Origin of the sequence: Burkholderia cepacia ATCC 25416 (assembly GCF_001411495.1) — a bacterium.
Classification (GTDB): domain Bacteria; phylum Pseudomonadota; class Gammaproteobacteria; order Burkholderiales; family Burkholderiaceae; genus Burkholderia; species Burkholderia cepacia.
The window spans coordinates 274,512-301,017 of record NZ_CP012981.1 but is presented as its reverse complement, the minus strand read 5'-3'; the positions used below and the strand labels follow the sequence as shown (position 1 = coordinate 301,017).

25 protein-coding genes and 1 riboswitch are annotated in these 26,506 nt (G+C 68.8%); of the genes, 8 read left to right on the top strand and 17 right to left on the bottom strand.

All coding sequences use genetic code 11. The features are described from left to right. Positions 1-11: 11 nt before the first annotated feature. A complete protein-coding gene (gene pdxA, locus APZ15_RS01405) occupies positions 12-1,001 on the top strand; it encodes a 4-hydroxythreonine-4-phosphate dehydrogenase PdxA (RefSeq protein ID WP_027789168.1) in 990 nt (329 codons plus the stop codon). A 49-nt stretch (positions 1,002-1,050) separates the two neighbouring features. Then, complete coding sequence (gene rsmA, locus APZ15_RS01400) at positions 1,051-1,881, top strand: 16S rRNA (adenine(1518)-N(6)/adenine(1519)-N(6))-dimethyltransferase RsmA (protein ID WP_027789169.1); 831 nt, start codon at positions 1,051-1,053, stop codon at positions 1,879-1,881. A gap of 125 nt (positions 1,882-2,006) precedes the next feature. Here the strand turns inward: rsmA and APZ15_RS01395 are convergent, their stop codons facing one another. Next, positions 2,007-2,939: a DMT family transporter gene (locus APZ15_RS01395; RefSeq protein WP_027789170.1), complete on the bottom strand. Its 933-nt coding sequence runs from the start codon at positions 2,937-2,939 to the stop codon at positions 2,007-2,009. A 362-nt stretch (positions 2,940-3,301) separates the two neighbouring features. On the opposite strand from APZ15_RS01395, the gene gloA reads away from it, so the two are divergent. Then, positions 3,302-3,691, top strand: a complete 390-nt coding sequence (gene gloA, locus APZ15_RS01390; RefSeq protein WP_027789171.1) for a lactoylglutathione lyase — start codon at positions 3,302-3,304, stop codon at positions 3,689-3,691. Positions 3,692-3,796: 105 nt separating this feature from the next. Here the strand turns inward: gloA and APZ15_RS01385 are convergent, their stop codons facing one another. The 5 genes from APZ15_RS01385 to glyQ are packed head-to-tail and all read right to left on the bottom strand — an operon-like array spanning position 3,797 to position 9,238. Continuing rightward, the gene (locus APZ15_RS01385; protein ID WP_027789172.1) at positions 3,797-4,684 is read right to left on the bottom strand and encodes a M48 family metallopeptidase; all 888 of its coding nucleotides are present in this window, start codon (positions 4,682-4,684) and stop codon (positions 3,797-3,799) included. Between the two features lie 46 nt (positions 4,685-4,730). Next, positions 4,731-5,495: a lysophospholipid acyltransferase family protein gene (locus APZ15_RS01380; RefSeq protein ID WP_021161198.1), complete on the bottom strand. Its 765-nt coding sequence runs from the start codon at positions 5,493-5,495 to the stop codon at positions 4,731-4,733. Between the two features lie 42 nt (positions 5,496-5,537). Next, positions 5,538-6,101: a D-glycero-beta-D-manno-heptose 1,7-bisphosphate 7-phosphatase gene (gene gmhB, locus APZ15_RS01375; RefSeq protein ID WP_027789173.1), complete on the bottom strand. Its 564-nt coding sequence runs from the start codon at positions 6,099-6,101 to the stop codon at positions 5,538-5,540. Positions 6,102-6,111: 10 nt separating this feature from the next. Further along, positions 6,112-8,211: a glycine--tRNA ligase subunit beta gene (gene glyS / locus APZ15_RS01370; protein WP_027789174.1), complete on the bottom strand. Its 2,100-nt coding sequence runs from the start codon at positions 8,209-8,211 to the stop codon at positions 6,112-6,114. Between the two features lie 22 nt (positions 8,212-8,233). Further along, positions 8,234-9,238, bottom strand: coding sequence for a glycine--tRNA ligase subunit alpha (glyQ, locus tag APZ15_RS01365; RefSeq protein WP_011885965.1), 1,005 nt, complete (start codon positions 9,236-9,238; stop codon positions 8,234-8,236). A gap of 321 nt (positions 9,239-9,559) precedes the next feature. Between glyQ and APZ15_RS01360 the strand changes: the two genes are divergently transcribed. Then, on the top strand, positions 9,560-11,224 hold the full coding sequence (locus tag APZ15_RS01360; RefSeq protein ID WP_027789175.1) for a tetratricopeptide repeat protein: 1,665 nt from the start codon (positions 9,560-9,562) through the stop codon (positions 11,222-11,224). 78 nt (positions 11,225-11,302) lie between these two features. Here the strand turns inward: APZ15_RS01360 and lnt are convergent, their stop codons facing one another. From lnt to APZ15_RS01325, 8 genes are all read right to left on the bottom strand, one after another. Beyond that, entirely contained in the window at positions 11,303-12,991 is a 1,689-nt protein-coding gene (gene lnt / locus APZ15_RS01355; protein ID WP_027789176.1) for an apolipoprotein N-acyltransferase, read from the bottom strand. A gap of 52 nt (positions 12,992-13,043) precedes the next feature. Continuing rightward, positions 13,044-13,931, bottom strand: coding sequence for an HlyC/CorC family transporter (locus APZ15_RS01350; RefSeq protein WP_021160150.1), 888 nt, complete (start codon positions 13,929-13,931; stop codon positions 13,044-13,046). A gap of 304 nt (positions 13,932-14,235) precedes the next feature. Continuing rightward, positions 14,236-14,385: a hypothetical protein gene (locus tag APZ15_RS41655; protein ID WP_167562603.1), complete on the bottom strand. Its 150-nt coding sequence runs from the start codon at positions 14,383-14,385 to the stop codon at positions 14,236-14,238. A gap of 70 nt (positions 14,386-14,455) precedes the next feature. Next, the gene (locus APZ15_RS01345; RefSeq protein WP_027789177.1) at positions 14,456-15,088 is read right to left on the bottom strand and encodes a gamma-glutamylcyclotransferase; all 633 of its coding nucleotides are present in this window, start codon (positions 15,086-15,088) and stop codon (positions 14,456-14,458) included. Positions 15,089-15,100: 12 nt separating this feature from the next. Then, entirely contained in the window at positions 15,101-15,877 is a 777-nt protein-coding gene (gene ybeY / locus APZ15_RS01340; protein WP_027789178.1) for an rRNA maturation RNase YbeY, read from the bottom strand. A gap of 147 nt (positions 15,878-16,024) precedes the next feature. Then, positions 16,025-17,071: a PhoH family protein gene (locus tag APZ15_RS01335; protein ID WP_027789179.1), complete on the bottom strand. Its 1,047-nt coding sequence runs from the start codon at positions 17,069-17,071 to the stop codon at positions 16,025-16,027. A 25-nt stretch (positions 17,072-17,096) separates the two neighbouring features. Further along, entirely contained in the window at positions 17,097-18,470 is a 1,374-nt protein-coding gene (gene miaB / locus APZ15_RS01330) for a tRNA (N6-isopentenyl adenosine(37)-C2)-methylthiotransferase MiaB (RefSeq protein ID WP_027789180.1), read from the bottom strand. A gap of 218 nt (positions 18,471-18,688) precedes the next feature. Then, positions 18,689-19,621, bottom strand: a complete 933-nt coding sequence (locus APZ15_RS01325; RefSeq protein ID WP_027789181.1) for a LysR family transcriptional regulator — start codon at positions 19,619-19,621, stop codon at positions 18,689-18,691. Positions 19,622-19,766: 145 nt separating this feature from the next. Here APZ15_RS01325 and APZ15_RS01320 point away from each other — a divergent pair, with 145 nt between their 5' ends. The 3 genes from APZ15_RS01320 (at position 19,767) to ribB (ending at position 23,011) form a co-directional block, all read left to right on the top strand. Beyond that, on the top strand, positions 19,767-20,942 hold the full coding sequence (locus APZ15_RS01320) for an MFS transporter (protein ID WP_027789182.1): 1,176 nt from the start codon (positions 19,767-19,769) through the stop codon (positions 20,940-20,942). 210 nt (positions 20,943-21,152) lie between these two features. Beyond that, entirely contained in the window at positions 21,153-21,845 is a 693-nt protein-coding gene (locus APZ15_RS01315) for a helix-turn-helix domain-containing protein (RefSeq protein ID WP_021160158.1), read from the top strand. 188 nt (positions 21,846-22,033) lie between these two features. After that, positions 22,034-22,182, top strand: a riboswitch (FMN riboswitch). A 118-nt stretch (positions 22,183-22,300) separates the two neighbouring features. Next, entirely contained in the window at positions 22,301-23,011 is a 711-nt protein-coding gene (gene ribB, locus APZ15_RS01310) for a 3,4-dihydroxy-2-butanone-4-phosphate synthase (RefSeq protein WP_027789183.1), read from the top strand. 106 nt (positions 23,012-23,117) lie between these two features. Here ribB and APZ15_RS01305 read toward each other — a convergent pair whose 3' ends face one another. Next, entirely contained in the window at positions 23,118-23,804 is a 687-nt protein-coding gene (locus APZ15_RS01305) for an HAD family hydrolase (protein ID WP_027789184.1), read from the bottom strand. Here APZ15_RS01305 and APZ15_RS01300 point away from each other — a divergent pair. Further along, on the top strand, positions 23,803-24,093 hold the full coding sequence (locus APZ15_RS01300; protein WP_027789185.1) for a hypothetical protein: 291 nt from the start codon (positions 23,803-23,805) through the stop codon (positions 24,091-24,093). The genes APZ15_RS01305 and APZ15_RS01300 overlap by 2 nt on opposite strands. A 42-nt stretch (positions 24,094-24,135) precedes the next feature. On the opposite strand, the gene APZ15_RS01295 is transcribed toward APZ15_RS01300, so the two are convergent. Together APZ15_RS01295 and glpK are read right to left on the bottom strand one after the other, a co-directional pair. After that, entirely contained in the window at positions 24,136-24,852 is a 717-nt protein-coding gene (locus tag APZ15_RS01295; RefSeq protein WP_021160162.1) for an MIP/aquaporin family protein, read from the bottom strand. An 82-nt stretch (positions 24,853-24,934) separates the two neighbouring features. Continuing rightward, positions 24,935-26,437: a glycerol kinase GlpK gene (gene glpK / locus APZ15_RS01290; RefSeq protein WP_027789186.1), complete on the bottom strand. Its 1,503-nt coding sequence runs from the start codon at positions 26,435-26,437 to the stop codon at positions 24,935-24,937. Positions 26,438-26,506: the final 69 nt, after the last annotated feature.

Here is a 26,506-nt window from a genome sequence, read left to right as displayed (position 1 = left end):
GCGAGCTTCCGATGACCACGCCCGCGCTGCAGATCGCGATCACGACCGGCGAACCCGCGGGGGTCGGCCCGGAACTGACCGTTCAGGCGCTGCGTGATGCCGCGCAGCGCTGGCCCGACGCGCATTTCACCGTGCTCGGCGATGCAGCGCTGCTCGACGCGCGTGCGGCGGCCGTCGGCGCCGACCGGGCCACGCTGGCCGGCAGGGGGCCGGTGTCGGTCGCGCATCACGCGCTCGCCGTGCCCGCGCAGGCGGGCAGGCTGGACGCGGCGAACGGCCCTTACGTGCTCGGGCTGCTCGACGCGGCAATCGACGGCGCGCTGGCGGGCCGGTACGACGCGATCGTCACCGCGCCGTTGCAGAAGAGCACGATCAACGATGCGGGCGTGCCGTTCACCGGCCATACCGAATACCTGGCGGAGCGCACGCATACGCCGCGTGTCGTGATGATGCTGGCCGGTACCGGCCACCGGCCGCTGCGCGTGGCGCTCGCGACCACGCACCTGCCGCTGAAGGACGTGTCGGCCGCACTGACGGTCGACGGGCTCGTCGAGACGCTCGCGATCATCGATCGCGACCTGCGGCGCGACTTCGGTCTGGCCGCGCCGCGCATTCTCGTGACGGGCCTGAACCCGCACGCGGGCGAGAACGGTTATCTCGGCCGCGAGGAGATCGACGTGATCTCGCCGGCACTGGCCCGCGCGAACGCGCAGGGCATCGACGCGCGCGGCCCGTATCCGGCCGACACGCTGTTCCAGCCGCGTCACCTCGCCGATGCCGATTGCGTGCTCGCGATGTTCCATGACCAGGGCCTGCCCGTGCTGAAGTACGCGACGTTCGGCGAGGGCATCAACGTGACGCTCGGGCTGCCGATCATCCGTACGTCGGTCGATCACGGCACGGCACTCGATCTGGCCGGCACGGGCCGCGCGGATCCGGGCAGCATGATCGCCGCGCTCGACACGGCCGTCACGATGGCGCGCCATCGCCGCACCGCCTGACGCGGCCCGGCTTTACCTCATTCGTCGTATTTTTCGTTTTACTCAGTCGATGTCGAACAGCAGACAGCACCAAGGCCATTTCGCGCGCAAGCGCTTCGGGCAGAACTTCCTCGTCGATCACGGCGTGATCGACTCGATCGTCGCGACGATCGGTCCCGCGCGCGGCCAGCGCATGGTCGAGATCGGCCCCGGGCTCGGCGCGCTGACCGAGCCGCTGATCGCGCGCCTCGCGACGCCCGAGTCGCCGCTGCATGCGGTCGAGCTCGACCGCGACCTGATCGGGCGCCTGCAGCAACGCTTCGGCGCGCTGCTCGAACTGCATGCAGGCGACGCGCTCGCGTTCGACTTCCGCTCGCTCGCGGCACCCGGCGACAAGCCGTCGTTGCGGATCGTCGGCAACCTGCCTTACAACATTTCCAGCCCGCTGCTGTTTCACCTGATGACGTTCGCCGACGCGGTCATCGACCAGCACTTCATGCTGCAGAACGAAGTCGTCGAACGGATGGTCGCGGAGCCGGGCACGAAGGCGTTTTCGCGTCTGTCGGTGATGCTGCAGTACCGCTACGTGATGGAAAAGATGCTCGACGTGCCGCCGGAATCGTTCCAGCCGCCGCCGAAGGTCGATTCGGCGATCGTCCGGATGATTCCGTACGAGCCGCACGAACTGCCGGATGTCGATCCCGGGCTGCTCGGCGAAATCGTCACCGCGGCGTTCTCGCAGCGCCGCAAGATGCTGCGCAATACGCTCGGCGACTATCGCGAGACGATCGATTTCGATGCGCTCGGCTTCGATCTCGCGCGCCGTGCGGAGGATGTGAGCGTGGCCGAGTACGTCGGCGTGGCGCAGGCGCTGGCGAAGGTGCGCAAGGCCGCGGAGTAACGGCAGCGCGTGCGTCATGCGCGCGTCGCACGCCGGCTCGAGGTTCACGAGGCTGCCCTGGCGGGCAGCCTTTTTCATTTTTCCCCGCGCCGTATTCGTCGATGCCGGGCCGCGACCGGGTGTCGTTACGCGCGCTTGCGCGGCGGCGCGTTGACGAGCGCGATGCCCGTCAGCACGAGCGCGGCCGCCGACATGAAGCGCCAGCCGACCGATTCGCCGAGCAGCAGCACGCCGAACGCAACGCCGAACAGCGGCGACAGGAACGTGAAGACGGACAGTCGTGACGCGCTGTAGCGCGTCAGCAGCCAGAACCACGACAGGTAGCTGACGAACGCGACGATCACCGACTGGTACGCGAGGCTCGCGACCGCGACCGGCGTGACGTGCGCGAACGACATCTGGCCGAACAGTGCGGCCAGCGCGACCAGCACGACCGCCGATACCGCGAGCTGGTAGAACAGCGTCTTGCTCGCGCTCGCCCGTGCGAGCGCCGTCGAGCGCACGACGACGGTCGTCGCGGCCCACATCGCGCCGCCGAGGATCCCGAGCGCGTCGCCGGCGAGCCCGGCCAGCACGGATGCGCCGGGCGCGCGCGGCTTCAGGAAGCCGTCCGCGAACGCGAGCGCGATACCGGCGAATGCCAGGCCGACGCCGGCCCACTGCGTGCGCTGCAGCCGTTCGCCGGGTGCGAACAGGTGCAGGCCGAGCGCGGTGAAGCACGGCGCCGTGTACAGGAAGATCGCCATGTGCGATGCGCTCGTCAGCGTCAGCCCGAAGAACACGCAGATGAATTCGCCGGCGAACAGCGCGCCGGCCGCGAGGCCCGCGCCGAACGTGCCGTCCGCCTGAAACAGCGGCGTACCGCGCGAGCGGGCCCAGCCCCACAGCAGCGCCGCCGCGATCACCGAGCGCAGCCCGGCCTGGAACATCGGCGCGATCGCGGCGTTCGTGCTCTTGATCGCGACCTGCTGGAAGCCCCAGATCGCGCACAGCAGCAGCATCAGGCCGACGGCGCGCATGTCGAGCGCGCGGCGCACGGGGGCAGCGAGTGCACTCATGGGCGAACCTCGCCGGTTCGGTGCGGCGGCTGCGAGATCGGGAGGGGGGCGCATCCGGCGCGCTCGAATCGGCGGTGTCGCACGGCAGTGTGGCGGTAGGGGGAGTGGGTGGTCGCGTTCGGGCGGTGGGTCGCATGCCCGCTTTTGGTGCGAGGTGGAAGGATGTTACCCGATCCGCTCGGTAGTCGGGCGAGCAGGGGCGTGCTGTTTTCCGCGTTGCCCTTGCGCCGGCAGGCGTTACCCGCCGGGCGTCCCCGGCCAGGCGCCCCGAGCTGGGCGCCCCCGGCTAGGCGCCCCCGGCGAAGTTCACCCGACTCTGGTAGAGTTCCCGGTTCTGGAAAGTCCCCACAGGAGTACAACACATGCGATTTCTGCATACGATGCTGCGAGTCGGCGATCTCGACCGCTCGATCAAGTTCTACACCGAATTGCTCGGCATGAAGGTGCTGCGCCGCGACGACTATCCGGAAGGCAAGTTCACGCTCGCATTCGTCGGCTACGGCGATGAAAGCAACAACACGGTGATCGAACTGACCCATAACTGGGATACCCCGTCCTACGACCTCGGCACGGGTTTCGGCCATCTGGCGCTGGAAGTCGACGACGCGTACGCGGCCTGCGACAGGATCAAGGCGCAAGGCGGCAAGGTCACGCGCGAAGCGGGCCCGATGAAGCACGGCACGACCGTGATCGCGTTCGTCGAGGATCCGGACGGCTACAAGATCGAGTTCATTCAGAAAAAGGCGCACTGAGCGCCGGATGAACCGGGCCGTGGCGTGCGATGTGCGCGGCGGCAAAAAAGGGCGATGCGGAGTGACCCGCATCGCCCTTTTTCGTGGGCGGCGAAGCCGTGCGCGTCAAAGCGACGGCAGCAGCTCGGGCGGGTGATGCTTGAGCGTGTGGCGCGCTTCGCGGAACTCGGGGAAGATCGACTCGACGGTCTGCCAGAAGGCCGGGCTGTGGTTCATTTCGCGCAGGTGCGACAGCTCGTGCGCGACGACGTAGTCGATGATCGACATCGGGAAATGGATCAGCCGCCAGTTCAGGCGGATCTTGCCGTCGCTCGAGCAACTGCCCCAGCGCGTCGCGGCCGACGACAGCGCATACATCGAATACGTGACGCCGAGCTTCTCCGCGTACACCGCGAGGCGTTCACCGAAGATTCGCCGGGCTTCGCCCTGCAGCCAGCCCTGCACGCGATCCTTGATCTGCTGCATGTCGGCCTGCACGGGCAGCGGCAGCGAGAGCCGCAATGCATCGGCGTCGAATGCGACGGCGCCCGCGCCGAGCGCGATCGTCACCGTCTTGCCGAGATAGGGCAGCTGCGCGCCGTCGCGCCAGTCGATCTGCGGCAGCGCGCGCTGCTCGGTGCGCGTCTTCCACTCGGCGAGCTTCGCGAAGATCCAGCGTTGTTTCTCGGCGATCGCGGCTTCGATGTCGGCGAGCGTGACCCAGCGCGGCGCGGTGATCGACAGCCCGCTGCCGTCGATCGTGAAGCCGATCGTCCGGCGCGCCGAGCGCTTCAGGCGGTATTCGAGCACGCGGCTGTCGAGTGCGAACGTCCGCACGCGCGAGCGGTCGGGCGCGGGGCCCGGATCGAGGGGCGCAGCGGGGGCCGCTTCGGTCGGCGCGGGCGGGGCAGCGGGCGCCGACGGCGCGGCGGCCGGCCCGTCGAAGAGCGGCAGATCCATCTGGCGATGATCGAGGGCCACGACGGCAGGCCGTGGCCGCGGACGCTGTTTCATCAGTTCGCTTCTTTTTGTCGTACGCAACGGCTGCCACCCGGGGGCGTCAGACACGCGCGGCATCGCGCGTGCCGGCGTTGCCCGCCTGGCGATACGAATCCGGATCGATCCGGCGCATTTCCGCTTCGATCCATGCTTCGACCTGCGAGTTCAATGCATCGGGCGTTAGCCCCTCGCTGGGAATCGGCTTGCCGATCGACACGGTGACGACGCCCGGGAATTTCGTGAACGAGTTGCGCGGCCACACCCGGCCTGCATTGTGCGCGATCGGTACGACGGGTGCGCCGGTTTCGATCGCGAAGCGCGCGCCACCCGTCTTGTACTTGCCCTGCTTGCCGACCGGCGTGCGCGTGCCTTCCGGGAACATGATCATCCATGCGCCTTCCGACAGGCGCTTCTTGCCCTGGCGGATCACCGACGTGAACGCGTTCTTGCCTTCCTTGCGGTTGATGTTGACCATGTGCAGCAGCCCGAGCGCCCAGCCGAAGAACGGCACGTACAGCAGCTCGCGCTTGAACACGTAGCAGAGCGGTTTCGGCATCAGCGCGGGAAACGCGAGCGTTTCCCATGCGGACTGGTGCTTCGACAGCAGCACGGCCGGGCCGTCGGGCAGGTTCTCGTAGCCTTCGATCCGGTAGCGGATGCCGTTCAGCCAGCGCACGACCCACAGCGTGGACTTGCACCAGCCGGCCGCCATCCAGTAGCGCGCGTCGGCGCGCATGAACGGAAAGGCGATGAAGCACGCGGTGGCGTACGGCACCGTGTACACGACGAAGTAGATCAGCAGCAGCAGGGAGCGGACGAAGCGCATCGGCGTAAGTCTGGCGTTAGGGAGGATGCGGCGGCGGCCGCATCACTCGTGTTCGTGTGAAAGGAAATCGAGCGCGAACGCGCGCAGGTCGTCGTGGACCTTCGTGCCGGGCGGCAGGTTGCCGGCGGCGAGCGTCTTCTTGCCCTTGCCGGTGAGCACGAGGTACGGCTGGAAGCCGACCGCGACGCCGGCCTGCAGGTCGCGCAGCGAATCGCCGACCACCGGCGTGTGATCGGGATCGATCTCGAAGCGCTCGGCGATCATCTGCATCATCCCGGGTTTCGGCTTGCGGCAGTCGCAGTGATCCTCGGCCGTGTGCGGGCAGAAGAACACCGCGTCGATCCGCGCGCCGACCGCGGCCGCCGCGCGATGCATCTTCAGGTGCATCTCGTTGAGCGCGGCCATGTCGAACAGCCCGCGACCGATGCCGGACTGGTTGGTCGCGACGACCACGCGATACCCCGCGTGGTTGAGCCGGGCAATCGCCTCGAGGGCGCCGGGCAGCGCGATCCATTCGTCGGGCGTCTTGATGAACGCATCCGAATCGACGTTGATCACGCCGTCCCGGTCGAGGACGACGAGCTTTCGGTTGGGGCTGGTCGGCATCGTGCGGCCCTTATGCGGCGAGCTTCGAGATGTCGGCGACGCAGTTCATCTGCTGGTGCAGCGCGGACAGCAGCGCGAGACGGTTCGCGCGCAGTGCCGGATCTTCCGCGTTGACCATCACGTCGTTGAAGAACGTGTCGACCGGTGCGCGCAGCGCGGCGAGCGCCGACAGCGCGCCCGTGTACGCACGCGCCTCGAGCTGCGACTGCACGTGCGGCGTCACGGCCGCGAGCTGTTCGTGCAGCGCCTTTTCGGCGGCCTCGACGAGCAGCGTCGGCTGCACCGCACCGTTCGCGCCGCCGTCCGACTTCTTCAGGATGTTCGAGATCCGCTTGTTCGCGGCCGCGAGCGCTTCGGCTTCCGCGAGGTGCGTGAATTCGCGCACCGCGTCGAGGCGCGCGACGAGATCGTCGACGCGCGTCGGGTTCAGGCTCAGCACCGCATCGATTTCGCCGGCCGAATAGCCGCGCTCGCGCAGCAGGCCGCGCAGGCGATCCATGAAGAACGCGAGGATCGCGTCGGTCGATTCGGCGACGCCCGGCACGCCTTCGAAGCGCGCATGGGCCGTGCGCAGCAGCGACACGAGATCGAGCGGCAGCTGCTTCTCGAGCAGCAGGCGCAGCACGCCGAGTGCGTGGCGGCGCAGCGCGAACGGATCCTTCTCGCCGGTCGGCGCGAGGCCGATCCCCCAGATGCCGACGATCGTCTCGAGCTTGTCGGCGAGCGCGACGGCGGTCGACACGGGCGTGGTCGGCAGTGCGTCGCCGGAGAAACGCGGCTGGTAGTGCTCGGCGCACGCGAGCGCGACGTCGTCGGCTTCGCCGTCGTGGCGCGCGTAGTACGTGCCCATCGTGCCCTGCAGTTCCGGGAACTCGCCGACCATGTCGGTCAGCAGGTCGGCCTTCGCGAGGCGCGCGGCGCGCTTCGCGTGCGCGGCGTCGGCGCCGATCGCGGGGGCGATCTCGCCGGCCAGCGCCTCGAGGCGCTCGACGCGCGCGAGCGCCGAACCGAGCTTGTTGTGATACACGACGTTCGCGAGCTGCGGCACGCGGTCGGCGAGCGGCTTCTTCTTGTCCTGCTCGAAGAAGAACTTCGCATCGGCGAGGCGCGGGCGCACGACGCGCTCGTTGCCTTCGATGATTTCGCCCGGCGTCTTCGTCTCGATGTTCGACACGATCAGGAAGCGCGAGCGCAGCTTGCCGCCGACGTCGGTCAGCGCGAAATACTTCTGGTTCGTCTGCATCGTGAGGATCAGGCATTCCTGCGGAACCTGCAGGAATTCGTCCTCGAAGCGGCACGGGTAAACGACCGGCCATTCGACCAGCGACGTCACTTCGTCGAGCAGCGACTCGGGCATCACGACGGTATCGCCGTTCGCGTGTTCGTTCAGCTGCGTGCGGATCGTTTCGCGGCGATCGGCGAAGTGCGCGATCACGCGGCCCTTGTCGCGCAGCGTGTCGGCGTACGCGCGCGCATGCTGGATCGCGACGAGGCCGTCGGACAGGAAGCGGTGGCCGAGCGTCGTGTCGCCGGCGTCGACGCCGAATGCGGTGACGGGCACGATGCGGTCGTCGTGCAGCACCGTCAGGCGATGCACCGGGCGCACGAACTTCACGTCGGAGCCGTCCGGGCGCTGGTAGGTCATCACCTTCGGGATCGGCAGCTTCTCGAGCGTTTCGTCGAGCGCGGCCTGCAGGCCGTCGGCGAGCGTCGCGCCGGCTGCCGAATAGTTGATGAAGAACGCTTCGGCCTTGCCGTCCTGCGCGCGCTCGAGATCGGCGATCGACAGGTTCGGGTGGCCGAGCGCCGCGAGCTTCTTCGCGAGCGGGGCGGTCGGCTTGCCCTCGGCGTCGAGCGCGACCGACACGGGCAGGACCTTTTCGCGGACCTGCTTTTCAGGTGCGACGGCGCGCACGTTCTGCACGACGACGGCGAGGCGGCGCGGCGTGGCGTAGCGTTCGAACACGAGTTCGCCGTCGACGAGGTCGCGTGCCGCGAGGCGTTGCGCGAGGCCTTCGGCGAATGCGTCGCCGAGGCGCGCGAGGGCCTTCGGCGGCAGCTCTTCGGTCAGCAGTTCGACGAGCAGGGGGGCGGGATGATTGTGCGTCATGTCTGGATTGAATCTCGTCTCGTCAGTCCTGATCGATCTTGCGTTCGACCTTGAGCGGCGGCGCCCATGCCGGCTGGGCGGCATCCTGGGCGTCGGTGGTGAGGCCCGGCACGCCCGGCGGGTTGCCGAGCATCGGGAAGCCGAGCTTCTCGCGCGAGTCGTAGTAGGCCTGTGCGACGAGACGCGACAGCGCGCGGATGCGGCCGATGTACGCCGCGCGTTCGGTGACCGAGATCGCGCCGCGCGCGTCCAGCAGGTTGAACGTGTGGCCGGCCTTGAGCACGAGCTCGTACGCGGGCAGCGCGAGCTGCGCGTCGATCATCTTCTTCGCTTCCGCTTCGTAGCTGTTGAAGAACGTGAACAGCAGGTCGACGTTCGCGTGCTCGAAGTTGTAGGTCGACTGCTCGACCTCATTCTGGTGGTAGACGTCGCCGTACGACAGGCGGCGCAGCTCGGGGCCGTTCGGGCCTTGCTCTTCCCACTCGGTCCACACGAGGTCGTACACGTTCTCGACCTTCTGCAGGTACATCGCGAGGCGCTCGAGGCCGTACGTGATCTCGCCGAGCACCGGCTTGCAGTCGAGGCCGCCGACCTGCTGGAAATATGTGAACTGCGTGACTTCCATCCCGTTCAGCCACACTTCCCAGCCGAGGCCCCACGCGCCGAGCGTCGGGTTTTCCCAGTCGTCCTCGACGAAGCGCACGTCGTTCTGCTGCAGGTCGAAGCCGAGCGCCTCGAGCGAGCCGAGGTACAGGTCGAGGATGTTTTCCGGTGCCGGCTTGAGCACGACCTGGTACTGGTAGTAGTGCTGCAGGCGGTTCGGGTTCTCGCCGTAGCGGCCGTCCTTCGGGCGGCGCGACGGCTGTACGTACGCGGCGCGCCACGGCTCGGGGCCGACCGCGCGCAGGAACGTGTGCACGTGCGACGTGCCTGCACCGACTTCCATGTCGATGGGCTGGAGCAGGGCGCAACCCTGCTTGTCCCAGTAGGACTGCAGCGTCAGGATGATTTGCTGAAACGTAAGCATGAAGAGCCTTCGTGGCGCTGGCGCTCCGTTGCGGGCGGCACTCCGGGCGGGGCCCGGAGAGTCGGCTCGCGCGGCGGCGCGGCTTGTTAGTGTGCTGAAACGCGTAATTTTACCGGATCGGCGAGCGGATGCGGCCGGAACGCGGGCGGGCGTGCCGTCGGCCCCGTCCGGGCGGCCTGCGCGGGCGCGGCCGGCGCGCACCGGGCGGCCGCGCGCGGCAGGTCGCGACGCGCGTGCCGCACGGCTTCGCACGGGCGTTAAGATGCGCGTATTGCGGTGCGCGCGGCGCGTGCCGCGCCACCGCTTGCCGATCCCGACTGCATGGACGATCCGACCGACATCCTCATTCCGCTGCTTCCGCCCTTCCTCGCGCTGCTCGGGCAGGCCGCCGACGCGCAGGCGCGCGGCGAGGCCGCCGCGCACGATCTGTGGCTGGCCGCCGCCGCGCACCTGCATGCGGTCGACGCCGATGCGCTCGCGCAGCTCACCGGCGCGCTCCTCACGCGGCAGCGCACGGCCGATGCGGTCGCGCTCGCCGAATGCGCGGCGCGCGTGCAGCCGGGCGCGACCGCGTACTTCAATCTCGGCTACGCGCTGCAGATGGCGGGTCGTCACGCGGACGCCGTGGCGCCGTATCGCGCGGCGCTGGCGCTCGACGCCGAGCGGCCGTCGCTGCGCAACAACCTCGCGATCGCGCTGCGGCTGTCGGGCAGCGACCGCGCGGAGGAGATCGCGCTGCTCGACGCGGCCGTGCGCGCCGATCCGCGCGACGTGCAGGCATGGATCAACCTCGTCGTCGCGCGGATCGCGACGCACGACCTGGACGGCGCGCTCGCGTGCGCCGCGCGGCTCGTGGAGCTCGCGCCCGACAACGCGCTCGCGATGAACAACGTCGCGATGGCGATGAAGGAGGCGCAGCGCTGGGACGATGCCGAGCGCTGCGCGGCGCGCGCGTGCGAGCTGGCGCCCGACGACGCGTCCTACCGTTTCAACCTGGCGATCATCCAGCTCGTGCGCGGCAACCATGCGGCCGGCTGGCGCGGCCACGAGGCGCGCTGGGACGGCGCGGGCGAGTTGCGCGGCCGCCGGCCGGTGCTGCCGGGCCCGCGCTGGCAGGGCGAGCCGCTCGCCGGCAAGACGCTGCTCGTGTGGGGCGAGCAGGGGCTCGGCGACGTGCTGCAGTTCTGCCGCTTCGTCGCGCCGCTCGCCGAGCGCGTGCATCGCGAGGGCGGCCGGCTCATATGGAACACGTTCCCGCAGGTGGGCACGCTGATGCAGCGCAGCCTCGGCGCGCATGCGGATGCGTTCAGCGCGGGCGGCGGCGTCGACGTGCTGCCCGCCTTCGATTACGAAATACCGCTGATCGGCCTGCCGCTGATGCTCGGCATGGAAGCGTCGACGCTCGCGTCGTCGGTGCCGTACCTGCATACCGATCCGCTCGCGCGCGACGCGTGGCGCGCGCGGCTCGCGGGCGACAGCCGGCTGAAGGTCGGGCTCGTGTGGACCGGCAGCGCGGGGCACCAGCGCAATCCGTTCCGGCGCGTCGGGCTCGAGCGTTATGCCGACGCGTTCCGCGGGATCGACGGCGTCGCGTTTCATTCGCTGCAGCCGGGTGCGCAGGCGGATGTCGCGGCGGCGCGCGCGGCCGGCTTCGCGATCGAGGACTTCACGGCGGAACTGACGAGCTTCGACGATACGGCCGCGTTCATCGGCGCGCTGGATCTGGTGATCACCGTGTGCACGTCGGTCGCGCACCTGGCGGGCGCGCTCGGCGCGCGCACGTGGGTGCTGCTCGACGTGAATCCGCACTGGCCTTGGCTGCTCGAACGCACGGACAGTCCGTGGTACCCGACCGCGACACTGTACCGGCAGCCGGCGTTCGGCGCGTGGGAGCCGGTGATGGAGAAGGTGAGCCGCGACCTGCGGCGCCTTTCTGCGCAACCGGTTCAGGCGGCAGTGTCGGCGGAGTCGGCCCGGCAGGGCTGAGCGGCCGGCCGGTTCGCGCTCGAGGGCCGCTGCATGCGGCGGCCGCCACTACGCGCTGCGCAGCGGCGGCGTACCGCATCATTGCGGCGGGGCGTCGCCGTTGTTCCGGCCGTTGCGCCGGCGCAGCCCGGGGCCGAACGTGAAGCCGAACGCGAGCAGTACGAACGACACCGCGAGCACGATGTTGTTGCCGCTCGTCACGTAAGGCGTGAAGCCGCTCGTGCCTTCGATCCGCACGTCGAGCGAGCCGATCGTGAATGGTTTCAGCTGGCCGAGCACGCGGCCGCGCGCATCGATCGCGGCCGTCATCCCCGTGTTGGTCGAGCGCAGCATCGGCCGGCCCGTCTCGAGCGAGCGCATCCGCGCGATCTGCAGGTGCTGGTCGAGCGCGATCGTGTCGCCGAACCACGCGAGGTTCGTCACGTTGACGAGCACGCCCGGCGGCTGCGGGTTGTCGCGGATCGTCGCGGCGATTTCCTCGCCGAACAAGTCCTCATAGCAGATGTCGGCCATCACCGGCTGGTTGTGCACGAGGAACGGCTTCTGCACCGGCGCGCCGCGCGCGAAGTCGCCGAGCGGCATCTTCATCAGGTCGACGAACCACCGGAAGCCCCACGGGATGAATTCGCCGAAGGGCACGAGGTGGTGCTTGTCGTAGTGATAGATGTCGCGCGAATTCGGCGTCACGCCGTACAGGCTGTTCGTATAGTCGACGTAGTGGCCGTCCTCGGTCACCGATGCGCCGACCGCGCCGAACAGCACGGCCGAGCCCGTCGTGTCGCTGAACTTGCGGATCGCGACGGCGAACGGCTCGGGCAACTCCTGGATCATCACCGCGATCGCGGTTTCGGGCGTGACGATCAGGTCGGCCGGCTTCTCGACGATCATCTGCGTGTACATCTTGATCGCCGCGTCGATGCCCGCTTCCTCGAACTTGATGTCCTGCTTCACGTTGCCCTGCAGCAGCCGCACGGTGAGCGGCGCGTTCGCGGGCACGGTCCACGTGACCTGCGACAGCCCGAGACCGGCCGCGATCAGCGCGACCGCGATGCCGGCCGGCGCGGCGATGCGCACGCGCACATTGCCGGCACGGGGTTCGGCGAGCGGCGACGGCCGGGCGGCGGCGAGCGCCTGCACGACGAGCGCGGCGAACAACGCGAGTACCCACGCGATCCCGTACACCCCGGCGACCGGCGCGAAGCCCGCGAACGGGCCGTCGACCTGCGGATAGCCGCTTGCGAGCCACGGGAAGCCGGTGAAGACAGTGCCGCGCAGCCATTCGCCGAGTGCCCATGCGCTCGCGAATGCGAATGCGCCGTGCCAGGTCGGCGAAAACGGCCTCGGGTCGGGCGTGCGGCGATGCCACGCATGGCCTGCGCAGAACGACCACAGCCCGGCGGAGAACGCCGGGTACAGCGACAGGTACAGCGAGAACAGCACGAGCGCGCCGCCCGCGAGTGGTGCGGCCATCTCGCCGTAGACGTGCATGCTGATGTAGAGCCACCAGATGCCGCTGATGAAGTTGCCGAAGCCGAACGCGCCGCCGGTGAGCGCGGCGCTGCGCCAGCTCGCGGTGCGCGTGAGCTGCGCGAAAAACCAGACGAATACGACGAGTTGCAGCCAGCCGCCATGCGGCGTCGGCGCGAAGCTGAGCGTATTGGCGGCGCCGGCGAGCAGCGCGGCCGGGTAGTGCCAGCGCGGCAGCGCGCGCCCGGGAGGCGGCGCGAGAAGGCCGCCAGCCGGGCGGGACAGGATCGGATCGTCCATGTGAAGCGAAAGTGGGCGAGCGGTTGTGGAACGCGCGGCTGGCGCGCGACGGTCAGTCCTCGTGCGAGGTTTCGGCGCGACGGCTGGCGAGCGGGTTGCGGCGCACCAGCAGCACGTGGACCTGGCGCGCATCGCCGCGCTGGATCTCGAACACGAGGTTGCCGAGCTGCAGCTTCTCGCCGCGATGCGGGACGCGGCCGAAATGATGCGTGATCAGCCCGCCGATCGTATCGACTTCGTCATCCGGGAAATCGGTGCCGAACGTCTCGTTGAACTGTTCGATCTCGGTGAGCGCACGCACGCGGTAGCGGCCGTCGGGCCCCGAGATGATGTTGCCGGCTTCCTCGTCGAAATCGTATTCGTCCTCGATGTCGCCGACGATCTGCTCGAGCACGTCCTCGATCGTGATCAGGCCCGCGACGCCGCCGTATTCGTCGACGACGATCGCGAGGTGGTTGCGGTTCACGCGGAAGTCGTGCAGCAGCACGTTCAGGCGCTTCGATTCGGGAATGAACACGGCCGGGCGCAGCATCCCGCGCACGTCGAATTCCTCTTCGGCATAGAAACGCAGCAGGTCCTTCGCGAGCAGCACGCCAATGACGTTGTCGCGGTTCTCCTCGTACACGGGGTAGCGCGAGTGCGCCTTTTCGAGGACGAACGGGATGAAATCCTCGGGCTTGTCGGCGATGTTGATCGCGTCCATCTGTGCGCGCGGCACCATGATGTCGCGCGCGCACAGGTCGGACACCTGGAACACGCCTTCGATCATCGACAGCGAATCGGCGTCGATCAGGTTGCGTTCGTGGGCGTCCTGGAGGATTTCCAGCAGCTCGCCGCGGGATTCGGGCTCGGGCGAGATGAAGTCGGTCAGGCGCTCGAGCAGCGAGCGCTTTTCTTGCGGTTTGTCGGTTGGCTTACGACTGGGATACGAATCGTTCATGGTGGTGCGCCCGGGTCATGCCGGAGCGCGCTGTCACGGAGTAGGCAAGGATACACCAAGGGCACGACGCGACCGTGTCACACCGGCCGCACGGCCAGGGTGGGCAGCGCGTACGGGCCCCCTCTCGGACGGCCGCGCCGGGCGCGGCATCGTCCTCGCGTCCATCCTATCCCAGAAAAGGGCGGCAGGGCAGCGGCGAAAAAAACGGGTGCGGAGGGGAAGCGGAGCCGTGACGCGGAAAAGCGTTCGGCCGAGGCGGTGAGCGGCGGCATTCTGCCGCACGCGGGCTTCGCCCGGCCGCGGTTCAGAACCGCATGCCGGCCGAGCAGCCGCCGGCGGCCGCGCCGTTGGTCGCGGCGCCGCCGCAGCCGAGTATTCCGCAGCCGGACAGCGCGACGCTCGCGGCGACGATCAGCGCGGCAACCCTGCAACGCGACCAGCGAGACGATTTCATCGGTCTTGCCCTCGCAAGAATGTGCCCACGGCGCGGCAGCGCGTGGCGGCGAGCCGGGCGCCGTGCCGCGTCACCGGCATCGCGCGAGCAGCCCTTCCAGCGCGCGATCGGGGATGCCGCTCGCGCGCAGCGCGTCGACCGTGCGGCTGACGTAGTCGAGCGTCGTGCCGTAGCGGCCGGCCGCGCAACTGAACACTTCCTTGACGACGGGGTCGGACAGCTTGCCCGTATAGGTCGGCGCTTCGCGGCGCATCACGAACGCGAGTGCGTTCACGCGCTCGCCGTTCTCGAGCGAGCACGGCAGCCACGCGGGCCGGTACGAACCCATCGGCATCTCGCGTTTCCACAACGTTTCGAGGTGCGGTTGCGCGGTCGGGCCGGCGAGCCGGAACGCGATGCCCGAGCACGAGCCGCCGCGATCGAGCGCGAGCACGAGGCCGGGGCGTTCGGGTGTGCCGCGGTTCACGCGCGACCACAGGTAGAGCCCGCGATGATAGCCGTGCACCTTGCCGCGTATGGCTGCGACGGTCGGCAGCCCCGGGTTCCAGATCAGCGAGCCATAGCCGAACAGCCACAGATCCTGGCGGCCGTCCCAGTCGCGCATCGTGTGCGCGAGCGACGCCGCGAGTTCGTCTTCCGTCAGCAGGCGCCCGTCGCCGATCGACGGCGGGTAGGCGGGCGAGAGCGTCGCGGCGTTGCGCATCGTGCGGACGGCTTACTGGTACGGGTTCGGGAAGCCCAGCTTCGCGAGGATGTCGACTTCGAGCGCTTCCATTTCGGCTGCGTCCTCGTCGCTCGTCTCGTGGTCGTAGCCCTGCGCGTGCAGCGCGCCGTGCACCAGCAGGTGCGCGTAATGGGCGGTGAGCGGCTTGTCCTGGTCGTGCGCTTCCTTCTCGACGACCGGGCAGCACAGCACGAGGTCGCCGATCACGGTGCCGTCGGGCGCCGCGTCGTACGCGAAGGTCAACACGTTGGTCGGATAGTCCTTGTGGCGGTAGCCGGCGTTCAGCGTGCGGCCTTCTTCTTCGCCGACGAAGCGCACCGTGAACTGCGCGCTGGCGAACAGCGCCGGTTCGAGCCATTCGGCGATCAGCTTGCGCTTGGGCAGCGTCTTGCGCACGTCGCTCGTGATCTCGTCGCCGTACTGCACGGACAGGTCGAGCTCCGGCTCGCGCAGTGCGTCTTCGGTGTCGTCCTCGCGCGGTGCGGGCTCGGCGCCCACGTGCAGCGTCACGCTGTCGTAGTGCTCGGGCTGCAGCGCGATCTTCGCGCGCATGGCCGGATCGTTGTGCTGCGCGACGATCGCGACGGCGGCTTCCCCGGAGCTGCCCGACAGGTCGAACATCAGGCTGCGGCCGTCGGGGAAGTCGATGCGCAGCCCTTGCGCGTTGACGGTCCGGGCCTTGCCTTTCGCATCGAACAGCGAAAGGCGGGGGGAGGCGGGCGCGGCGGACTGGGCGCGCCCGGACTTGCGGGAACGGGAGGATTTCATGACGCGTGCGGCGATTAGGACGCGTTGAGGATACACCAAACGGCCGATCGCACCCGAATTCACGCAGGCGAAAAAAAGCCCGGCGCGCCGTCTGGCGGGCCGGGCCGGGCTGTCAGGCCGGGGCGGCGTGCAGGTGCCGCCGGCCGGTCAGCCGTCCTGGTGCTGCGCGTGGAATTCGTCGTACGCCTCGACGATGCGCGCGACGAGCGGATGGCGCACGACGTCCGCGCTCGTGAAGCGCGTGAGCGCGATGCCGCGCACGCCGCCGAGCACCTGCTGCGCCTCGACGAGGCCGCTCTTGTGGCCGCGCGGCAGGTCGACCTGGCTCGTGTCGCCGGTCACGACCGCCTTCGAGCCGAAGCCGATCCGCGTGAGGAACATCTTCATCTGCTCGGGCGTCGTGTTCTGCGCCTCGTCGAGGATGATGAACGCGTGGTTCAGCGTGCGGCCGCGCATGTACGCGAGCGGCGCGATCTCGATCATCTGGCGTTCGAACATCTTCGCCGTCTTGTCGAAACCGAGCAGGTCGTACAGCGCGTCGTACAGCGGACGCAGGTACGGGTCGACCTTCTGCGCGAGATCGCCCGGCAGGAAGCCGAGCCGCTCGCCGGCCTCGACGGCCGGGCGCGTCAGCACGATCCGCTTGACCTGGTCGCGCTCGAGCGCGTCGACCGCGCAGGCGACCGCGAGGTAGGTCTTGCCGGTGCCGGCCGGCCCGATGCCGAACGTCACGTCGTGCGACAGGATCTGCTTCAGGTATTCGCGCTGCGCCGGCGTGCGGCCGCGCAGGTCGGCACGCCGCGTGTAGAGCTTCGGCGCGGGCTCCTCGTCCGGCTCGCTGGCGTCGAGCTGGACGACGGGGTCGTCGAACGGATGGTCGGGGTCGCCGCGGAAGCGCACGTCGATCGTGTCCTGGCGGCCGTTGCCGCCCGTGTGGCGCACTTCGACCAGCGCGAGCTGGATGTCGTCGACCGACAGCGCATCGCGCGCGCGGTTGTAGAAGTTCTCGAGCGCGGCGAGCGCGAGCTTGGCGCCGCGCCCGCGGATCGCGATCCGGTGGCCGCGCCGCGCGAGCGTGACGTCGAGCGCCTGTTCGATCTGCCGCAGGTTCTCGTCGAGCGGGCCGCAGAGGTTGGCGAGGCGCGCGTTGTCGTCGCGCGGCGCGACGAATTCCAGTGCTTGGGTCGGCTTCAAAGTGGCGTCGGGCTCCAGTGGAACGTCAGTGCGTGGCCGCGCTCGCGTCGTCGCTCACGAGCACGAGCTCGCCGCGCAGCGAATGCGGGTACGCGTGGTTGATCTTCACGTCGATCATCTGGCCGATCAGGCGCGGGTGCGACGCGAGCGGCGCCGGGAAATTCACGACCCGGTTGTTCTCGGTGCGGCCCGCGAGCTCGTTCGGGTCCTTGCGCGACGGGCCCTCGACGAGGATCCGCTCGACCTTCCCGACCATCGACTGGCTGATGCGCGCGACGTTTTCCTCGATGGTCGCCTGCAGATGTTGCAGGCGTTTGAGCTTCACCTCACGCGGCGTGTCGTCGTGCAGGTTCGCGGCCGGCGTGCCGGGGCGCGGGCTGTAGATGAACGAGAAGCTGGTGTCGTAGCTCATCTCGTGCACGAGCGCCATCATCTTGTCGAAATCCTCCTCGGTCTCGCCGGGGAAGCCGACGATCATGTCGGTCGACAGCGACAGGTCCGGGCGGATCGCGCGCAGCTTGCGGATCACCGACTTGTATTCGAGCACCGTGTAGCCGCGCTTCATCGCCATCAGGATGCGGTCGGAGCCGTGCTGCACGGGCAGGTGCAGGTGGCTCACGAGCTTCGGCACCTTCGCGTAGGTGTCGATCAGCCGCTGCGTGAATTCCTTCGGGTGCGACGTCGTGTAGCGGATCCGCTCGATGCCGGGGATGTCGGCGACGTATTCGATCAGCGTCGCGAAATCGGCGATCTCGGACGAGCCGGCCGCCAGCGCGCCCCGATAGGCATTCACGTTCTGGCCGAGCAGCGTGACTTCGCGCACGCCCTGGTCGGCGAGGCCGGCCACTTCGGTCAGCACGTCGTCGAGCGGACGCGACACTTCATCGCCGCGCGTGTACGGCACCACGCAGTAGCTGCAGTACTTCGAGCAGCCTTCCATGATCGACACGAACGCGCTCGGCCCCTCGACGCGCGCCGGCGGCAGGTGGTCGAACTTCTCGATCTCGGGGAAGGTGATGTCGACCTGCGCGCGGCCGCTCTCGCGGCGCGCGTCGATCATCTGCGGCAGGCGGTGCAGGGTTTGCGGGCCGAACACGAGGTCGACGTACGGCGCACGCGACACGATCGACGCGCCTTCCTGGCTCGCGACGCAGCCGCCGACGCCGATCAGCAGGCCGGGCTTCGCTTCCTTCAGCTCGCGCACGCGGCCGAGATCGGAGAACACCTTCTCCTGCGCCTTCTCGCGCACCGAGCACGTGTTGAACAGGATGATGTCCGCGTCTTCAGGCGTGTCGGTCTTTTCGAGGCCTTCGGCCGCATTCAGCACGTCCACCATCTTGTCCGAGTCGTACTCGTTCATCTGGCAGCCGAAGGTCTTTACGTAAACTTTCTTGGTCATGGGGATTCGCCGTTCGCAGTGGTTGACCTGGGGGCGTCGTCAAGAGTGAATCGGGACGGCCGCGCGCGCTGCACGCGGATGGCGCGCAGCCAGCATGTGAAAAGCCGTCGGGAAAGCTTTCCATTATAGCTTTTCATGCTGCCCGGGACGGGCGGCGGGTTGCGGCCGCGCGACGCCGGCCGGCGCGTTCCGACCCTCGAGCCGCGATGCGCCGGCCGTCAGCGGCACGCGTTCAGCAGGTCGTCGTGCGCGGCTTCCTCGCGCGCGAAGCGTTCGGCGAGAAAGTCGAGCAGCACGCGCACGCGCGGCGCCATGTAGCGCTTGCCGGGATAGATCGCGTGCAGCGGCGCGCTCTGGTGCCGCCAGTCGGGCAGCAGGACCTTGAGCCGCCCGGCGCGGATGTCGTCGGCGACATCCCAGATCGAGTTCAGCACGATGCCGCGGCCGCGCAGCGCCCATTCGCGGGCGAGGCCGCCGTCGTTGGTCTCGAACGCGGTGGCGAGCGGCACCGTGCAGGTCTGCGTGTCGTCGCCGCGCGTGAAGCGCCACGTGTTCATCGGCCCGGACGCGACCGTGATCACGTTGCATGGAAATCGGGCCAGATCGTGCGGATCGCGCGGCACGCCGTGGCGTTCGACGAACGACGGCGCCGCGCACGGCACGCGCCGGTCCGCGGCGAGCCGGCGGGCGATCAGCGCGCCGTCGGGCGGCGCGGCGAAGCGGATCGCGAGGTCGATCTCGTCCTGCCACAGGTTCACCGTCGAGTCGGACGCCGTCAGCGAGAACGTCACGTCCGGGTGAAGCGCGTTGAATTCGTCGAGCCAGTCGAGCAGCCGGCGGCGGCCGAAATCGGACGTCGCCGACAGCCGCACCCGGCCGGCGACCACGTTGCGGCCGGCCTGGAGCAGCGCGTTTGCGTCGTCGAGCGCCTGCAACGCCTGCCGGCAGCCGTTCAGGTACAGGCGGCCCTCGTCGGTGAGCCGCAACTGCCGGGTCGATCGGTCGAACAGCCGGGTGGCGACCGCCGCCTCGAGCTTCGCGAGGCGCGCGCTCGCGGCGGCCGGCGTGAGGTTCAGCTTGCGCCCGGCGGCGGACAGGCTGCCCAGTTCGGCCGCCTCGACGAACAGCCGGATATCGCCCAGTCGGTCCATGCGATTTTCCAGAAATATTTGAAAATGGTTCAAACGCCACGCCAATTATCAAATATCGATGTCTTCGGGACAATGCGCACATCCTGCCTTTTGTGCGGTGCGGCACCGACCGGACGCCGCGTCCGCCGTCTTTTCGGAGAACGTCATGCCCATTCCGTTACTGGCGCTTGCGATCAGCGCCTTCGCCATCGGTACCACCGAGTTCATCATCATGGGCCTGCTGCCCGAAGTGGCGCACGACCTGGCCGTGTCGCTGCCGTCGGCCGGCCTGCTGGTCACCGGCTACGCGCTCGGTGTCGCGGCCGGCGCGCCGCTGCTCGCGGTGCTGACGAGCCGCATGCCGCGCAAGGCCGCGCTGCAGCTGCTGATGGCGATCTTCATCGTCGGCAACGTGCTGTGCGCGACCGCGTCCGGCTACGCGATGCTGATGGTCGCGCGCGTCGTCACGTCGTTCGCGCACGGGTCGTTCTTCGGGATCGGCGCGGTGGTCGCCGCGTCGCTCGTGCCGGCCGACAAGCGCGCGAGCGCGATCGCGCTGATGTTCACGGGGCTCACGCTGTCGAATGTGCTCGGCGTGCCGTTCGGCACGTTCGTCGGGCAACTGCTCGGCTGGCGCGCGTCGTTCTGGATCGTCGCCGTGCTCGGCGTGCTGGCGCTCGGCGGCGTCGCCGCGCTCGTGCCGAACCGTCACGACAGCGGGCCGGCCGGCCTCGGCCACGAAGTGCGCGTGCTGAAGGAGCCGCAGGTGTGGCTCGCGCTGTTGATGACCGTGCTCGGCTTCGGCGGCGTGTTCGTCGTGTTCACGTACATCGCGCCGATTCTCGAGACCGTGTCGGGTTTTTCGCCGCGCTCGGTCGCGCTGATCCTCGTGCTGTTCGGCGCGGGGCTGACGATCGGCAACACGCTCGGCGGCAAGTTCGCCGACCGCGCGCTGATGCCGTCGCTGATCGCGATCCTCGTCGCGCTGATGGCCGTGATGGCCGTCTTCGCGAAGACGAGCCACCTGCCGGTCGTGGCCGCCGTCACCGTGTTCGTGTGGGGGATCGCCGCGTTCGCGACGGTGCCGCCGCTGCAGGCGCGCATGGTCGAGAAGGCCGCGAGCGCGCCGCATCTCGCGTCGACGCTCAACATCGGCGCGTTCAACGTCGGCAATGCGGGCGGCGCGTGGCTCGGCGGCCTTGCGCTGGAACACGGCCTCGCGCTCGATGCGCTGCCGTGGGTCGCCGTCGCGGTGACGTTCGCGGCGCTCGTCGTCACATGGTTCGCGATGCGGCTCGACACGCGCGGGTCGGCACGCGGTGCGGCACCGGCGGCGCAATGAGCGAGCCCCGCGGCGCGACGCGATAGCGGCAGGAAACGGGGCGCGAGAAACGCATTCCTCCGCGATGCTGATAACGGTGTGAAGATAACTTCGTTTGCCGGTGCAAGGCCGGGTGATAGCGTTTCGATACGCGCCGTTGCTGGCGCAACCCGATTCCCCATCCCGGCTTACCCCATACGCAGGGCCGCACAGCGGCCCGGAGGCAATGCTATGTCTTCATCCCTGGCGCTCGTGCGCGACGTGTCTTCCTTCGAGTCCGGCGACGCCGCCGATGCGCGGGCGTCCGCGTCGCTCGATGTTCTCGAGCAGGTCGTCGGCGTGAACCTCGCGCGGTTGCGTGCCGAGCGGCAGTTGTCGCTCGATGCGCTCGCGCGGCTGTCCGGCGTGTCGCGCGCGATGCTCGCGCAGATCGAGTCGGCGCGCAGCGTGCCGTCGATCAAGGTCCTCTGCAAGATCGCCGCGGCGCTGAAGGTTTCGGTCGCCGCGTTCCTGCGCCGCCATGCGGTGAACGGCTTCGAGCACCTGGCGGCCGAGCGCGCGTCGCGCGTCGTCAGCTCGAACGGCCGCTTCTCGGCGCGCGCGCTTTATCCGGAAGGCGAGCCGGCCGCGGCCGAATTCCACGAGCTGCGGATCGCGCCGCTGCACACGGAGCCCGGCGCACGCCGCGCGCCCGGCACGACGGTCAACCTCGTCGTCAGCGAGGGCACGCTGGAAGTCAGCGTGCACGACCGCCGCCAGTTGCTCGCGACCGGCGATGCGATCGTGTTCGACGCCGACCAGCCGTACAGCCTGCGCAACCCGGGCGACAGCGAGGCGCGCGCGTTTCGCGTGACGGTGAGCCCCGAGGTGCCGCCGCGCTGGCTCGTGCCCGATGCGGCACATGCCGCGCACGCGGCCGGCTGATCGCGCAGGCCGCCCGGAGCGGGCCGCGTTCCCGTCGTTCGCGCGGGATCGCGGGTCGTTCGTCGGCCGTTCGGACGATGCCGTTAGACAGGGTCGTCGGTAAGGTTTTAGCTTGAGTTCACTGCGCCGCGCGCGCAGCTGTTGTATGCTTGGCCCGCCGCTGACGGGGTTGTCCCGTCCGGCAATCAGTGCGTCTTCAGGGCGGGGCGAAATTCCCCACCGGCGGTAGGCTGGCGTAAGCCGGCGAGCCCGCGAGCGCCCGCGCATCCGCGCGGGGTCAGCAGATCTGGTCGAATGCCAGAGCCGACGGTCACAGTCCGGATGAGAGAAGATGTGCAGATAGTCATGTCCGCCAGGGCCGCTTCGCCACATGCGCGAAGCGGGTTGTCGTTCTGTCTGTTTGCAATGCCCTGAAACGTTTTTCGCCCAAACCGTATTTGCGAGGAGCGTTTCACATGTCCTTGATGTCCGTTTCGTCGGCACCTGCCGACGCCTTTGCCGATCTCCCGTTGCTGGATTCCGAACCGGTGCCGCCGCGCATCGCCGCCGCGCTCGATGCGATGCGCGCAGGCCGTGCGGTCGTGCTGCAGGACGACCACGACCGCGAGAACGAAGCCGACCTGATCGTTGCCGCCGAGCGCATCACGCCCGAGACGATGGCGCTGCTGATCCGCGAGTGCAGCGGCATCGTGTGCCTGTGCCTGACCGACGACACGGTGCGCGCGCTCGAGCTGCCGCCGATGGTGCAGACCAACGAGAGCCGCAACGGCACCGCGTTCACCGTCTCGATCGAGGCACGCGAAGGCGTGCATACGGGCGTATCGGCGGCCGATCGCGTGACGACGATCCGCGCGGCGATCGCCGAAGGGGCGAAGCCGCACGACATCGTGCGCCCCGGCCACGTGTTTCCGTTGCGTGCGCAGCCGGGCGGCGTGCTGGCACGCCGCGGTCACACCGAAGGCACGGTCGACCTGTCGATCCTCGCGGGCCTGAAGCCGGCCGGCGTGCTGTGCGAGCTGATGAATCCCGACGGCACGATGACGCGCGGCGACGATGTCGAGCGTTTCGCGCAACGGCACGGGCTGCCGATGCTGACGATCGCGGAACTCGTCGAGTTCCGCGAGGCGCTGGCCGCCGCGCGCGAGCGCTGCTGCGAACCGGCCTGAGTGAAGGGAAGGGGAAAGCGGGCGCGTTCATGCGCCCGTGGCACGGCGTGCGTGAAGCGGCGCACGCCGGACAGGCCCGGTCAGCCTGACCGGGCCTGAACGACCGTCAGGACTGTACGTCCCCGAATTCGCCGCGCATGCCGGCTTCGACGAACGCCGGCAGCTCGTCCATCCTGCGCATGATCCGCGTGATGCCCATCGCGCGCAGCGCGTCCGCGTAGTTGTCGGGGATGTGGCTCGCGCCGACGAACGCGATCGTCTTCATGCCCGCCGCACGCGCGGCATTCAGCCCGGACACGCTGTCTTCGACGACGATGCAGCGCGCCGGCGCGACGCCGAGCGTTTGCGCCGCATGCAGGTAGACGTCGGGGTAGGGCTTCGGCCGCGCCACCTGCTCTGAGCTGAACACGCGATCGCCGAAGATCTCGGTGAGCGATGCGCGCTTCAGCGAACTGCGCACGCGCGCGAGCCGGCTGTTCGACACGACGGCCGCCGGCAGGCTCACCTGCAGCAGCGCGTCGCGTACGCCGGTGATCGGCGCGAGCGATTGCGCCAGCGCGCTCTCGATGTTGTGCTCGATCGTTTCGATGAAGTTGGCGGGCATCTCGATCCCGAAGCGGGATTCGATCCCGGCCAGGAAGCGCGACGTCTGCTGGCCGAACGCCGACTTCGCGGCGGCTTCGAAATCGATGTTCGGGAACGTGGAGGACAGCGTTTCGAGCAGCACGCGGTCGGCGATGACTTCGCTGTCGACGAGCACGCCGTCGCAGTCGCAGATGAGGTGATCGAGCATGGTGGTGAAGAAGCGGAATGTCGGCGACGCAGATCAATTCGCCATCATACGTGCTTTCACGCGCGTGCCGCGCGACGCTTCGGCAAGTTTTCCCGATGCCGTGCGCGGATTCGGCCGCGCGGTGGTGTTCGTCGAGGAAATGCGCGTGGCGGGCATGCTGGTCGAACGCGGGATCGACGTGAACCCGGGGGGCGCGGCGGATGCGGGCGTGAGGCGGAAGTCGCCGGTGTCGGCCGGGGGCGACCGCCAGCGCGAACGTGGCGGAGGCGGCGCGAAGAAAGGAGCATGAAGCGCGCGGCGGTGGCGGCCGCGCGCTTCGGTCAGGCCGAGATCAGGCCATCGCGTGCAGGTGCAGGTACAGGCCGGCCGCCGCGGCGCCGCCCAGCAGCGGGCCGACGACGGGCACCCACGCATAGCGCCAGTCGCTGTCGCGCTTGCCGGGGATCGGCAGCAGCGCGTGCATGATGCGCGGCGACAGGTCGCGCGCCGGGCTCATCGCATAGCCGGTCGGGCCGCCGAGCGAAATGCCGATGCCGAGCACGAGCAGGCCGACGGGCAGCGCGTCGAGCGCGCCGAGGCCGACCTGCGGCGACGCGAGGTACAGCACGCCGAGGATCAGCACGAACGTGCAGATCGCTTCGGTCAGCACGTTGTGCGTGACGCTGCGGATCGCGGGCGCCGTGCAGAACACCGCGAGCTTCAGGTCCGCATCGGCTTCCTTCGCGAAGTGCTGGCGATACGCGAGCCACACGAGCAGGGCGCCCGCCATCCCGCCGAGCATCTGCGCGAGGATGTAGCCGCCGACTTTCGACCACGCGAACTTGCCCGCGAGCGCGAGACTGATGGTGACGATCGGGTTCAGGTGCGCGCCGCTGAACGACGCGGTCACGTAGACGGCGACGAATACAGCCATCGCCCAGCCCATCACGATCACGATCAGGTCCGCGCCTTTGCCCTTGGTCTTTGCAAGCAGCACGTTTGCGACCGCGCCGTTGCCGAGCAGCACGAGGATCGCTGTGCCGATGAACTCTGCAATATAAGGTGACATGGTTGTCTCTCGTATGTCATCGCGGACTCGCGCGCGAGCGCGGTCCGCCGGTGTTGTTGTATTTCGTCCGGATGGCTGACGATTACTGGGTATCGTCGGCCCACGCCTTCGCGGCGCGTACCGCGCGCTGCCAGCCGGCCATGCAGCTTTCGACCTGCTCCTTCGGCATCGACGGCGAGAAGCGGCGATCGAGCTGCCACTGGCTGCGCACTTCGTCGAGGTTCTTCCAGTAGCCGATCGCGAGGCCCGCGAGGTAGGCCGCGCCGAGCGCGGTCGTCTCGGTGATCTGCGGACGCACCGCGTCGACGCCGAGCAGGTCGGCCTGGAACTGCATCAGCAGGTCGTTCGCGCTCGCGCCGCCGTCGACGCGCAGCTCGCCGATGCTGATGCCCGAATCGGCTTCCATCGCGGCCAGCACGTCGAGCGACTGGTACGCGATCGAATCGAGCGCCGCCCGTGCGAGGTGCGCGGAGGTCGTGCCGCGCGTGACGCCGAACACCGAGCCGCGCGCCCGTGCGTTCCAGTGCGGCGCGCCGAGGCCGGCGAACGCGGGCACCAGGTAGACGCCGTCGGTGTGCGGCACGCTCGCGGCGAGCGCCTCGATTTCGGCGGCCGACTTGATGATGCCGACGCCGTCGCGCAGCCACTGCACCACCGCGCCCGCGATGAAGATGCTGCCTTCCAGCGCGTACTGCACGTTGTCGCCGATCTGCCAGGCGATCGTCGTGACGAGGTTGTTCTTCGATTCGATCGGCTTGTCGCCGGTGTTCATCATCAGGAAGCAGCCGGTGCCGTAGGTGTTCTTCACCATGCCGGACTGCGTGCACATCTGGCCGAACAGCGCCGCCTGCTGGTCGCCCGCGATGCCCGCGAGCGGGATCTTCGACGCGAACACGGTGGTCTTCGTGTGACCGTAGATTTCCGACGATGCCTTCACGTCCGGCAGCATGCTGCGCGGGATGTCGAGCAGCTCGAGCAGTTCGCTGTCCCACTCGCGCGTGTGGATGTTGAACAGCATCGTGCGCGACGCGTTCGTCACGTCGGTCACGTGCAGTTCATGCTTCGTGAAGTTCCACACGAGCCAGCTGTCGACGGTACCGAACGCGAGCTTGCCCTGCCTGGCCTTCTCGCGTGCGCCCGGCACGTTGTCGAGGATCCAGCGGATCTTGGTCCCGGAGAAGTACGAGTCGATCGGCAGGCCGGTCTTCGCGCGCACCTTCGCCTCGAGGCCCTGTGCTTTCAGCGAATCGCAGAAGTCGGCCGTGCGGCGATCCTGCCAGACGATCGCGTTGTAGACGGGCTGGCCGGTCTCGCGATCCCAGACGATCGTGGTTTCGCGCTGGTTGGTGATGCCGATCGCGGCGATCGACGTGCCGTTCAGGCCCGTGCGCGTGACGGCTTCGGCGGCGACGCCGGCTTGCGTCGACCAGATTTCCTGCGGGTCGTGCTCGACCCAGCCGGGTTGCGGGTAGATCTGCTCGAATTCCTTCTGGGCGATCGATACGATATTGCCCTGGCGATCGAACAGCATCGCGCGGGAACTCGTGGTGCCCTGGTCAAGCGCGAGGATGTACTGATCCTGCATGTCTCTCATCTCCATCCGTGGATTTGGCTTAGTTGTGATGCGCGCCGCATGTGGGGCGGCGCGTCGGTG